A 12,053-nucleotide genomic window follows, 5' to 3' on the forward strand; every position below is an offset into this window, starting at 1 on the left:
ATGCTTACGCTTCTTGACCAACAGTTTCGTCTTTAATTCCTAACTCTTCTTTAATCCAGTCGTACCCTTCAGCTTCTAGACGTTGAGCTAATTCAGGTCCACCAGATTTTACAATACGCCCTTGCATCATCACGTGTACTTTATCAGGAGTGATGTAGTTCAATAGACGTTGGTAGTGAGTGATGATCAAGCAACCGAAATCCGGGTTGCGCATTTCGTTAACACCTTTAGCTACTACTTTAAGAGCATCGATATCAAGTCCTGAATCGATCTCATCAAGGATTGCTAATTTTGGCTCAAGCATCATCAATTGTAGAATCTCATTACGTTTCTTTTCTCCACCTGAGAATCCCTCGTTTAAGTAGCGGTGAGCAAACGCGTTGTCCATCTCAAGATGATCCATCTTTTTATCTAACTCACGGATAAATTTCATTAGAGAAATTTCGTCGCCTTCTTCACGCTTAGCATTGATAGCAGAACGTAGGAAATCAGCATTTGTAATACCGCTTACTTCTGATGGGTACTGCATAGCTAAGAAAAGACCCGCTTGCGCACGCTCATCAACTTCCATCTCTAAAAGATCTTCTCCGTTGAACGTAACTTTACCAGAAGTTACTTCATATTTCGGGTGTCCCATTAACGCTGCAGAAAGAGTAGACTTTCCTGTTCCGTTAGGTCCCATGATTGCATGGATTTCTCCACCATTTATTTCGAGATCTAAACCTTTAATAATCTCTTTATCTTCAATAGATACACGAAGATCTTCAATCTTTAAATTAGGTGCTGACATAATACAACCTCCATTAAGAAATCATTCTTAAGATTTTGATAAAAGGCACAAAATAGCCATTCTCAATTTATTCTCATTCTAATCTTATAACAAATGAAATGTATGTTCAAGGGAACGAGCTGTTTACTTTTCCATTGTTGTCATTTAAATTGTTCATCAGTCACAATATTTGAAAAAAGGCTGACTCATGAGGCGGTAAACCACCTTATGAATCAGCCTTTTGTAATTTTATGTTCATATGTTACGGCGTATGGTTTCTATTTGCATCTGCCGCTATTTCTAATCCTTTTTTGTATTCCTTATCTCGGACCTTCTCAACGTCTAACCTTTTTTCCAAATCCCTCTCATACTCTGCAAAACCACAGCCATGTGACTGGTGCATTGCTTTTTCCATCTCGGACGTATGTTTTACTTTAATGGGGTGGATAATGAATCAATCCTTTCAAAGTTAAAGTTATTTACTAATGTTAGCGTATCAGCAACACATATTTTGCTCAATCCGTTATCCGAGTGAAATCACCCTGCATACACTTGCATAATGATTTCTATTGAAAACAGATGTGACGTTCTATGTTATCCTGCTAAATGCGCTACATTACTTCCATTACCTTTTAGGATGATTTCAAAACACGAAAATTGTGGAAATTAGACATTTAATTAATGACGAGGCTTATTTAATTCCTTAATGCACTCTTGAACAAGGGTCACACCTTGGCTCATAGCCGCTCCTCCACCAAATGCAGCAGAAACTCCTACAGTCTCAAGAATTTCATTTTCTGAACACCCTTGATCTAAACATCCTTTTGTATGGTAGATAATACAGTACTCATCTTGCGAATAGATGCTGATGCCTAACGCGATCAACTGCTTATACTTCTCTGAGATCTCGCCCTCTTTAAAACAATGGCGGGTAAATTCATTATAAGCATGGGTAAGTTCAGGCATGTTCTCATTATATTTCCCTAAACCTTCTTTATAGCGGATTAGGTGATATTGCGTTGAATTCGATCCTGGTAGCGGCTGCTCTTCTTGTTTCATTCCATTCACTCCTGTCAAAATAGTAAACAGGTTTAGTATGAGTTATTCAGAAGCCGGTTATGTAATAAACTTTCTTAAGTTTTTTTGTCGAAAAGCCTATAAATGATATGGAAGGACTATAAAAAATTTTGTAGGCCTATAAATGGAATCGCAGGGTCTATAAGTTAGTTTGGAGGACTATAACGTGTTGTTGATCGATTTTTACTCAAAAAAAGAACTGACTTTAACATCAAAGTCAGTTCTCTATAGAGGATTATTTTGTTACCGGCACTACTGCCCCTTCATATTTCTTCTTAATGAAATCTTGAATCTCTTTAGAACGAAGAGCTTCTACTAGCGCTTTAACAGATTTCTTGTCTTTATCTCCTTCACGCACCGCGATGATGTTTACGAATGGAGAGTCAGATCCTTCTAATGCGATCGCATCTTTTTGAGGATTTAATCCAGCATCGATCGCGTAGTTTGTGTTGATCAGAACCGCATCGCCTTCACCGTTCTTAAATGCTTTTGGAAGCATTCCTGCATCAACGTCTGCTTTAAATTTAAGCTTCTTAGGATTTTCAACAACATCTTTAATCTGTGCCTCTGCTCCGGCACCTTCTTTCACTTTGATCAAGCCTTCTTTTTCAAGTAAGCCAAGCATACGGCCGTGATCTGCTACAGAGTTAGACATGATGATCGTTGCGCCTTCAGGTAGTTCATCCAGTGATTTGTATTTTTTTGAATAGATACCGATCGGCTCAAGGTGAATGCCACCCGCGTTCTCGAATTTGTATCCATGATCTTTCATTTGAGACTCTAAATATGGAACGTGCTGAAAGTAGTTCGCACCGATTTCTTTTTCATCTAAAGATTTGTTCGGCAATACATAATCTTGGAACGTTTTAATCTCAAGTTCAATGCCTTTTTCTTTCAAAAGAGGTTTTGCTTCTTCCAAGATTTCAGCATGTGGTACGTTTGAAGCACCTACAATGATCTTCTCGTCGCTTATACCGCCTTCAGTTTTGTTCCCGCAAGCAGCAAGTGCTGCAACAAGAACGGTTAATACAAGAACAGATAATACTTTTTTCATATGAACTTCCTCCTTGTTGTTAAAAACAATTATCTCTTATCTAACGAAGTTGTAATTCGATCACCGATCCATTGGATGACGAAGACGATAACTAAGATGAGTGCTGTTGAAATCAACGTAACATCCGCATTGTCTCTTTGGTAACCTTCCATGTAAGCCAAGTTTCCTAAGCCGCCAGCACCAACAACTCCAGCCATTGCCGTATAACTTACTAGTGCGATCGCAGTAACAGTGATTCCTGAAACAAGAGCCGGAGTGCTTTCTGGAATTAGAACTTTAAATATAATCTGAGCATTTGTAGCACCCATTGATTTGGCCGCTTCAATAACCCCTTTATTAATCTCTCTCAAAGCGATCTCTACCATACGTGCATAAAATGGTGCAGCACCTACGATAAGAGCAGGTAGAGCTGCTTCAGCTCCTAGCATCGTTCCTACGATCAAGCGTGTAAATGGAATCAATAAGATGATTAAGATAATAAACGGAATCGACCGAAATACGTTAACGATTATGGCAATGACACTATTTAAGAACTTATTTCCCCACAGGTTTCCAGGCGACGTTAAAAATAACGCCAAACCAAGAGCAAGCCCTAGAAAAAATGTAATGACCACTGAGATTGCAGACATATACAATGTTTCTTTTGTCGCTTCTAATAGAACGTCCCACTGTACGTTTGGGAACCATGTACTAAGCATTATGAATCACCTCTACTTCAACCTGCACACTGTTTAAGAACTCCATAGCACGAGCTAGTGCAGATTCTGTACCTTTTATCTGAATAAACAACGTCCCGTAAGGTCCATTCTGAGTTTGTGTAATCTTACCTTGAAGAATATTAACATCCACTTCATACTTACGAATCAGTTCCGTAATTAATGGTTGACCAGCTCGTCCACCGATAAAAGTCAGCTGAACGATGCGTCCTTCAGGAAATTCAGTAATGAATTGTTTAATCGTATCTACTGTTTCTTCAGGTTCTGTTACTTGTTTCACAAAATCCTTCGTGATTGGTTCTGTCGGGTTTTTGAAGACATTTAATACATCGCCTTCTTCTACGACTCTCCCTTGCTCCATTACAGCAACACGGTGACAGATCTTTCTGATCACATGCATCTCATGTGTAATAAGAACGATTGTCAGATCTAATTTTTGATTGATCTCAACCAGCAGATCCAGGATGCTGTCGGTTGTTTTAGGATCAAGTGCTGAAGTTGCTTCATCACATAAAAGTACTTTGGGCTCATTAGCAAGAGCACGCGCAATACCTACACGCTGCTTTTGCCCACCACTTAGCTGCGACGGATAGGAACCACCACGACCTTCCAATCCAACAAGGTCGATCAACTCATCAACGCGTTGTTTGATCTTAGCTTTTGGATAACCCGCGATTTCAAGAGGAAACGCAATGTTTTCTCTAACTGTGCGAGACCATAACAAGTTAAAGTGCTGAAAGATCATTGAGATTTCTTGTCTAGCCTCTCTTAATTTTTTCGGTGACAGTTCAGACATGTTTTTGCCGCCGATCGTAACCGTACCGCTAGTCGGGCGCTCCAACATATTAAGGATTCGAATCAGTGTACTTTTACCCGCACCACTGTAACCGATGATTCCGTATATTTCTCCTTGCTTTATGTTTAAATCTACCGTATCAACAGCCTTTACTTCACCATCTTTGGTTTGAAAGACTTTACGGACTGACTGTAAATTAATCAAGTTTCTTACCTCATTTCTTGTCTAAATAATGCTTTCTTTTTAGTAATCAATGTTGTTCTTGAAAGTGGCTGATTTCCGTTTCAGGTTGCTCGCTTTCCGGGGGGCGTGCGGTGAGCCACACTGTGCTTCGCACTATAGGTGTCTCACCTGTCCCGCTGATCCCCCAGGAGTCTCGCACCTTCCACTACAATCAGCTTTTCAAAGATGATTAGAGAATACCCAAAAGGAATTCTTTTAATAACAGCCAAACAAAAAAATGCCTCTCTGCTTCAATATGAGCAGAAAGGCATATTATATTCTATGCACGTTCTCCTCATCTCCCAAGACTACTTAAAGTCTTGCAGGAATTGGCACCTTTCTAGTTCATCATTCATAAGAATGCAATGATCTAGCGGTTGCCGGGTTTCATAGGGCCAGTCCCTCCACCTCTCGTGATAAGTAAAAAAGTGTTACTTTATTAAGTTAAAGCGATGCATATTTGAATCACTGTGAAGAATATTATCATCCTTGTCGATTCGTGTCAAATATTTTTAGCAGTTCGAACTAATACGCCCGCAGATATCTCTTCCCAATGGGAACTCAAGTAAAAAATGGCTTCCCATTTTAAGCGTTGTCTCAGTGTACCTTGAAACTCAATCATCTCTTGTCTCAATAATGTGCTCAGCTTCATTTTCCCTTCAAGCAACATGGATAGATACTTTGGATTCCCTGTAAACGTAACTGTTCTGTTCCTCTCTCCTTCTCTATATTCAATTTTCAGCGTGGTCTCGTTCTTACACTTAAAGCTAGGCTTAACAGGAATATTATAAAGAGAAAGATATGGACTTTTGGCGATTTGACTTTCGAAGTAACGAATATCCAACATTAAAAATCCCCCCGAATTGGTTGTTACTTCACCGATTCTAGAGGAATATTCATATACCTTTATAAACCCTTCGACAGCAATAAGGAATCGTAATTGGTATTACGACACGTTATCTCATAATTAGTGTTTATGTTTCTTTTCTTGCTTCTCATCATGCTTATTCTTGGAATGTCTTTGATCATCTTTATGATGTCTTTCACTATTCCATTGGTGTCTCTGATTATCTTGCTTACGATCGTATTCGTTCTTTTCTCTGTTGTGATTCTGACCTTGCATTTTGTTTTCTTTTTTGTGTTCTTTTGGCTGGTTAGACTTCCTATCCTTTTTTTGAGACCTGACAGGTTCCTTCATCGTCTTAGGTTCTACCCTTTGTTCTTTTTGATGCTTATGTTCTTTTTTGTTAATAACCTTATTTCTTTTTTCTCGCTCTTCATTATTATGTTTTTCATTCAAATGCTTCTTAGGCTTCTCAACGTTTTCCTGGGGTGGATTAACCGTGCTGCGGTTATCTGATTTTTTCCCGTGATTATTTACAGGCTTAGCCTTGACCTCATGTGGTGCAGCCTTTATTTTACGAGGATGCGGAACGGATTTAATATCCTTAGAAGAAGTCGCATTCACTTGGAGTTCTTGAAATTTCACTTCTTTAATTTTTTCTTCTTTAAGGTGTCTATCGTTCTTCGTTGCTTCTTGGAAGGCTGTATATTTACCTGAAGATACGCCTAATTGTTTCGCTTTATCGCGAACTTCTTCGTTCGTTTCTGAAACAGTAATCGCTACAGGGTATTGAACGACAGCTTTTTTTACAATTGAATCCACTGCATGATCCAATTCCTGCTTTGTTTTCTTATCACTCGTTTTATCAGTAACAGTAGTGATCAGCATGGATTGATTCTCTTCCATATATCCTTCTGTCTGATATGCTTTGATCAGTTGATCTGCAAATACTTCAAACGGCATACGATCGTTTGTAGAAAAATTGTATTTCTTAATGATCTGTCTTGCTTCTTCATTAAAAGCATCCATTTCAACGACTCGCATATCATCATCTACGCCAACCTCAAGGCTTGGATTGATATCGAAGCTAACATAAGCAGCCGCGGCAGAATGGCTGCTGTTGGGTAAAAGACCTGAAATAAAAAGAAAAGCAATTAACGCTGCCACTGAAAAAGAAATAGATGGCAGCACAAAAAGACTTCTTTTTTTGTGTGAAAAATAAGAAGTCTGATACTCATTTCCTACAAGAGGTCTTTTTCCTGCTGGTACTCTTACTGTGATAAAGGTTCCGTCCTTCATAAGAAGAGTTGCTTTTTTATCCTGAACTTCAATAACGATGCCGCTGCCGTTCTTCAATGGTATCCCTCCCGCATGTAGCAGGATCAGTATAAATTACAGGCAAGAGAACATAACATTCCCTTGCCAAGTAACCATATTTACCTCACCTTATGGCTGAATGTATGATTTCAGCGCTTGAAAATCGCCTAAATATATAAGTGAAACTGCTATTATATACTTTCGATTTCTCTCTATGGTTTTACGACTACAGGATACCATATTTAATAAATCTTTTATTGGTAATTGCTTTTTTCTTTTAAAAACGCGGCAAGTTCTTCATTCTCAGCTAAAAGACGAGCAATCTCTTTTGCATTTTCACGTGCATCTACATGTTTTGGACAGTGCTTACTTAGAACTTTAAAGTTCAATCCAAAAGTCTTTAATAATTTTTGGTACTCTTCGATCTCATAAACACGATTCTCAACTTGAATCTGGTCTTCAAAATGATCCATTGCAGCTTTTTGCTCTGCATAACTTTCTTCTAAACGACCTTCTTCATCTTCTTCATCTGGTTGTAGGAAGATCAGTCTATTCTGACGGACTTCTTTACGGATATAATCGATGACTCTGCGTCTAATAACCATATCAGCAAAAGACAAGAAACGACTGCCTTGACCTTCTTGGTATTGATCAATCGCCTCGTTGAAAGCAAAAAGACCTACACTAAACTCGTCCATCGTACGATCTATATATTGACTGCAAACTTTAGAAGTTACTTTTTTAATGAATGGTTGGTAATCACCAATAAGTTCATTTCTAAGTTTCTCATCGTCTCTTTCTTGGATCGTTAGAACTTTATCTTCTATGCTTGTTAATTTATTGTTCGATAATTTATTTTTCGCAATCGGAAATACTGCATTTAAATTTAAAGATGCCATGATTATCAATCACCTCGGTTTAAAAATTGCTTTGATTTTGTTTCGTTTATTAGTGAATCGTATATTTTTATCTCAAAAATAAAATCATTCTTATTTACCACAATAAGCTAGGGAGCAAACATGCAAACAAGCTCTCCTATTCATTTATACCATGACTTTTGACATTTGTAGGATACAGTTCTATAACAATATTACAACGCCCGTAACATTTGTGACGTTATCGTTAAAGTACTGAATTGGCAAAACAAACTGATAATTCGTCTATACCCCTTAAAAACCCCTCTATCAAAGTCATCAGCGCTATTTTAAAATAAAAAAACACACCCTTAATTGTTACAAAAGGACGTGTCGGCGACATTAAATTCCCATATTTTTCTTAAGGTTTAACCCCCGAAAAACCTATTTTTTTGTAGAATTAGGCGATAAATTAAAAAATGTGGGCTGGATCCCACATTTTTTTCACCCTTTATATTCCTTTTCCACTAGTTTTAACATGGATTTATAGATATTTCCCGCAGATTGAAGCGCATAAATACGATCAATAGCAATTCCTCTTGAAAGAATGAGTAAACATGGAACGCTGGTTACCCCATATTTGGCAGCAAGCTCTGGCATCTCATTAATATTGCTAACACCTACCGCTATATTTTCGTCTTTTTGAACGCGTATCGTTTCGACTGCAACCTCAAACATTTTCTTCCCCATCTTACAAGTTCCACAAAGCGGAGTCTCAAGGAACAAAAAATATGGATTTTGCAGAGATTGTTCGATAACGGTTTCCCAATTTTTTCGAGTGATTTCTTTCATGGTATTACTCCATTACTTTTTCTAGTGATACATTTAGCAACACATCGTCTTCGGTTGATGGCTGCCCTCTTCCATCTTTGTTATTCGTCACAATATACATTTTGTTACCCACAATAAGGATATCACGAATTCGCCCTTCATTGGAAACAATTGATGTTATCTTTTTTGAGGAAGTACTAACCTTCATCACTTTTTCTCCTCTAAGAGCTGCCACATATAGATACCCGTTTTTATATTCGATGCCAGAGGGTGCCCACGTATCATTACCTGAGTGAATCCACGGTGATTCTAAGCCATCGCCTTTTTCATCTCCGCGAATGATCGGCCATCCATAATTTTTTCCCGGCTGAATTTTATTGAGCTCATCATAGTTTGATGACCCGTGCTCAGCAGCAAACATCGTGCCTTTTTCATCCCATGTCATTCCTTGTGGATTACGATGACCGTATGTATAGATAGGAGAAGGGTAGAATGGATTATCTTCTGGAACAGAACCATCCTTATTGATTCTTAGAATTTTCCCAGCCAGGCTTTCTAAACTTTGAGAGAGATCCTCTTCTCCGCGATCTCCCGTTGTAATATAAAGCTTCTGATCTGGTCCCCACGCCATTCTTCCCCCATTGTGTGTGTATCCACCGGGAATATCGTCAATAAGTATTCTACTCTCTTGCCATTCTTCATTCTCAAAGCGCATTTCAACTACTCGATTTATTAAACGATCTGATTTTTCATACGTATAATATCCATAAGCTTTTTTGTTGCTGTCGTAATTTTGATCTAAAAGAAAGCCAAGAAAACCTCCTTCCCCGCCATCAGCCAATGCTTCTGAAAATTTTGGGGAATAAGAGGTCTTTTTTTGTTTTGGCCCTAATAAAACAAGCCCCCCAGTTCGTTCACTGATCCACATTTGTTTTGGGGTGCTGTTGATCTGCCAAGGAATATTTAACTTTGTGCTAACAACATCTTTGGAAAAAGTACTTACTTCATCTTTATTTAAAGGACTACAACCACTAATCAAGCAAAAGGCGGTTAAAAGACTGTACCAATTTTTTTTCATGACTTATCCTAAACAATTCTTCTGAATATTAAAGTGTGCACCTACCAATACCTTTGCGAGGTACATCAGAGGTGTTTTTGCAACTTCTCTGTACATCTTATTAATATATAAATGCTCCGCATTCGGTAATTCACGTTGCAGTTGTTTTCTTAGTTTATGACCAGCATCATCTGCATCAACCAGGATATAAACATCCCGATCTTCAATCGCTAATGCCAGCTCTTCTAATTTATCCAAACCTAAAGTTCCATTCGTACAAATAATTTCAACCGGTTCATCCAGGATTGCAGCTAACTTATCCTTGTCTGATTTACCTTCGACAATGATTACTTTGTTTTTGATTTCATTCATTACTCATCTCTCCTATACTTTGAAGACTATAAAATGAATGCATCGCTTAGATTATATATTTGCTTTATTTTATTAAAATCCTGCAAGAGATGTTCTTTATTACTATACCCCTTTTTCCTATTTTCCTACCTATTTGTATTTGATGTATGCGTTTTGTACTAATTCTGTCCAATCGCGTTTGACATCCTGTTAATAAAGGGAATTCAGGAGACATAAAACGAATATTGGAGGAGTCATCACATGGCAAAAACAGAACAAAAAATGAGCCGAGCTGATGCAGGCAGATTAGGCGGAGAAAAAACAGCCAAATCACGCGGGAAAGAATTCTATCAACAGATTGGAAAAAAGGGCGGTACCTCCACATCAAAAAAACATAACACAACTTTCTTCCAAGAAATTGGTAGAAAAGGTGGCAGTTCGACCTCTAACACACACAATAAGACGTTTTATCAAGAAATCGGAAAAAAAGGCGGTACGGCTACTTCTCAAAATCAGGATAAAAGTTTCTATCAAAAGATCGGATCGAAAGGCGGCAGTGCTGAACGAAACAAACTAAATTAATATGAAAAAGAGGATGACTGCCAAGGTATCTCGTTGACATCATCCTCATGTGCTGTAATTAGCACCAACCTTTATCACATTCATCCACATACTTTGTAGGATTCGGTAATTCTACAGGCTTTTCACGTTTATAAATCTTGTCAGCATCAAATTCAAAACCCTCAGCCATCTCATACATGTTTCCTTGGTTTGTAAAGCGGATCTGACCAATTTCATCCTTGTCCAAATAAAGGGACATAGATCCGCCCTTCATTTTACCAAAAACCCTTGATGTAACATCTCGTCTATCTTGGTTCATAAAAATCCCTCCAAAAAAGAATAGCAGTATGTCTATTCTTTCCTGAAGGGATTGATTTCATTAATCTTCTTTAATTAATTCTTCGTACTGTTCAGCAGTCATTAACTTTTCAACCTCAGATGCATCTGAAAGTTCTACAACAACCATCCAAGCTTTTTCATATGGAGACTCGTTAACAAGTTCTGGGCTATCATCAAGGTCTGCATTTACTTCTACAACTTTTCCAGAAACAGGCGCATACAATTCAGATACAGTCTTAACCGATTCTACGCTTCCGAAAGGCTCGTCCGCAGTAAGTTCGTCTCCTACTTCAGGAAGTTCAACGAACACGATATCTCCTAGTTCGTCTTGAGCAAATGCTGTAATACCGATACGAACTTTATTGCCTTCTTCTGTTTTTGTCCACTCGTGCTCTTCTGAATAGCGTAATTCTTTTGGAAATTCCATGTGTAATCCCTCCAGCTTTTCTTGGTTTTATAATAACTACAATAATTGATTTATTATAGTCAGTAACAATGTTATTTTTTCCACGTGTTTTCGTACTGCTCTTCTTTAAATCCTACTGTAACCTCTTTGCCGTTGGTCGCGATCGGCCTTTTGATCAGCATCCCATCACTGGCTAAGATTTCAAGCAGTTCTTCTTCTGTTGCTGTTTTCATCTTTTCTTTCATACCCAACTCACGATACTTCATTCCGCTGGTATTAAAGAACTTTTTTATCTCAAGACCACTAAGATCGATCAGTTTCTTTAGTTCATCAGCAGAAGGCGGGTTCTCCACAATATGTATAGGCTCAAAGGCTACATCGTTTTCTTTTAGCCATTTTTTTGCTTTTTGGCAAGTTGAGCATTTTGGATATTCATACACTTTCAGTAGCATTATATCACCCCTTCTCATAGTACCACAAACTAGTGTTACCAATAAAACAAGAAATTCTACACGTTGTTAATTTGTTTGATCAGGATGTTGTCATGCGTTCAATGAAGTATATGAAAGCGAGATTTCCGTTTTTAGGATGCACGCTTTTTTTATGGGTGAGGGGGTATAGTCAGGCGTGGCAATTGTCGAAAATTGTAGACTCGCGGATAAACAGCTAAAATTTCTGGATTGGGAGCTAAAATTCGTGGATAAACTGCCCAAATTTGTGGATTGAAGGCGTTTATTTGTGGAATCAAATGTTCAAACCTTGCTGCATACCCCATTAGGTATCATCTGAAATCAGTTTCGGCACCCGAAACTGCACTTAATTTTGGAATTTTTGATGCCCTTTATTAAAACTTGCTTTA

General features: G+C 38.1%; 15 protein-coding genes, 1 pseudogene and 1 riboswitch. Of the genes and pseudogenes, 1 reads left to right on the forward strand and 15 read right to left on the reverse strand.

Going from position 1 to position 12,053, the window contains the following annotated elements; translation table 11 throughout:
- Positions 1 to 4: 4 nt before the first annotated feature.
- The 12 genes and pseudogenes from sufC to H9648_RS02340 all read right to left on the reverse strand — a co-directional run bounded on the left by sufC (position 5) and on the right by H9648_RS02340 (position 9,909).
- Positions 5 to 790 carry a Fe-S cluster assembly ATPase SufC gene (gene sufC, locus H9648_RS02285; RefSeq protein WP_191752151.1) on the reverse strand — a complete coding sequence of 262 codons (786 nt, stop codon included), beginning with the start codon at positions 788 to 790 and terminating at the stop codon, positions 5 to 7.
- 241 nt (positions 791 to 1,031) lie between these two features.
- The gene (locus tag H9648_RS02290) at positions 1,032 to 1,172 is read right to left on the reverse strand and encodes a YuzK family famiily protein (RefSeq protein ID WP_186320635.1); all 141 of its coding nucleotides are present in this window, start codon (positions 1,170 to 1,172) and stop codon (positions 1,032 to 1,034) included.
- A 275-nt stretch (positions 1,173 to 1,447) separates the two neighbouring features.
- Complete coding sequence (locus tag H9648_RS02295; RefSeq protein ID WP_191752152.1) at positions 1,448 to 1,828, reverse strand: carboxymuconolactone decarboxylase family protein; 381 nt, start codon at positions 1,826 to 1,828, stop codon at positions 1,448 to 1,450.
- A gap of 253 nt (positions 1,829 to 2,081) precedes the next feature.
- Positions 2,082 to 2,900: a MetQ/NlpA family ABC transporter substrate-binding protein gene (locus tag H9648_RS02300; RefSeq protein ID WP_191752153.1), complete on the reverse strand. Its 819-nt coding sequence runs from the start codon at positions 2,898 to 2,900 to the stop codon at positions 2,082 to 2,084.
- A 29-nt stretch (positions 2,901 to 2,929) separates the two neighbouring features.
- Complete coding sequence (locus H9648_RS02305; protein WP_137791770.1) at positions 2,930 to 3,598, reverse strand: methionine ABC transporter permease; 669 nt, start codon at positions 3,596 to 3,598, stop codon at positions 2,930 to 2,932.
- Complete coding sequence (locus H9648_RS02310) at positions 3,591 to 4,616, reverse strand: methionine ABC transporter ATP-binding protein (protein WP_191752154.1); 1,026 nt, start codon at positions 4,614 to 4,616, stop codon at positions 3,591 to 3,593. Before H9648_RS02310 ends, H9648_RS02305 begins: the two co-directional genes overlap by 8 nt.
- A 310-nt stretch (positions 4,617 to 4,926) precedes the next feature.
- A riboswitch (SAM riboswitch) is annotated at positions 4,927 to 5,057 on the reverse strand.
- 79 nt (positions 5,058 to 5,136) lie between these two features.
- Positions 5,137 to 5,481, reverse strand: coding sequence for a hypothetical protein (locus tag H9648_RS02315; protein ID WP_191752155.1), 345 nt, complete (start codon positions 5,479 to 5,481; stop codon positions 5,137 to 5,139).
- Positions 5,482 to 5,601: 120 nt separating this feature from the next.
- Positions 5,602 to 6,834: an anti-sigma-I factor RsgI family protein gene (locus tag H9648_RS02320; protein WP_191752156.1), complete on the reverse strand. Its 1,233-nt coding sequence runs from the start codon at positions 6,832 to 6,834 to the stop codon at positions 5,602 to 5,604.
- A 90-nt stretch (positions 6,835 to 6,924) separates the two neighbouring features.
- Positions 6,925 to 7,694 (reverse strand): annotated as a pseudogene (gene sigI / locus H9648_RS02325) (RNA polymerase sigma-I factor).
- A gap of 459 nt (positions 7,695 to 8,153) precedes the next feature.
- Positions 8,154 to 8,501 (reverse strand): thioredoxin family protein, encoded by a 348-nt coding sequence (locus H9648_RS02330; protein ID WP_191752157.1) that lies wholly within the window; start codon positions 8,499 to 8,501, stop codon positions 8,154 to 8,156.
- A gap of 4 nt (positions 8,502 to 8,505) precedes the next feature.
- Positions 8,506 to 9,558 (reverse strand): PQQ-dependent sugar dehydrogenase, encoded by a 1,053-nt coding sequence (locus H9648_RS02335; protein WP_191752158.1) that lies wholly within the window; start codon positions 9,556 to 9,558, stop codon positions 8,506 to 8,508.
- 3 nt (positions 9,559 to 9,561) lie between these two features.
- A complete protein-coding gene (locus H9648_RS02340; protein WP_066397377.1) occupies positions 9,562 to 9,909 on the reverse strand; it encodes a toprim domain-containing protein in 348 nt (115 codons plus the stop codon).
- Positions 9,910 to 10,149: 240 nt separating this feature from the next.
- Here H9648_RS02340 and H9648_RS02345 point away from each other — a divergent pair, with 240 nt between their 5' ends.
- Complete coding sequence (locus H9648_RS02345; RefSeq protein ID WP_191752159.1) at positions 10,150 to 10,470, forward strand: general stress protein; 321 nt, start codon at positions 10,150 to 10,152, stop codon at positions 10,468 to 10,470.
- Between the two features lie 58 nt (positions 10,471 to 10,528).
- Here the strand turns inward: H9648_RS02345 and H9648_RS02350 are convergent, their stop codons facing one another.
- From H9648_RS02350 to H9648_RS02360, 3 genes are all read right to left on the reverse strand, one after another.
- Complete coding sequence (locus tag H9648_RS02350; RefSeq protein ID WP_191752160.1) at positions 10,529 to 10,768, reverse strand: YusG family protein; 240 nt, start codon at positions 10,766 to 10,768, stop codon at positions 10,529 to 10,531.
- Positions 10,769 to 10,828: 60 nt separating this feature from the next.
- Entirely contained in the window at positions 10,829 to 11,215 is a 387-nt protein-coding gene (gcvH, locus tag H9648_RS02355; protein ID WP_066397386.1) for a glycine cleavage system protein GcvH, read from the reverse strand.
- Positions 11,216 to 11,286: 71 nt separating this feature from the next.
- The gene (locus H9648_RS02360) at positions 11,287 to 11,646 is read right to left on the reverse strand and encodes an arsenate reductase family protein (protein WP_137791762.1); all 360 of its coding nucleotides are present in this window, start codon (positions 11,644 to 11,646) and stop codon (positions 11,287 to 11,289) included.
- Positions 11,647 to 12,053 lie beyond the last annotated feature (407 nt).

The organism is Fictibacillus norfolkensis, assembly GCF_014836645.1.
Classification (GTDB): domain Bacteria; phylum Bacillota; class Bacilli; order Bacillales; family Fictibacillaceae; genus Fictibacillus; species Fictibacillus norfolkensis.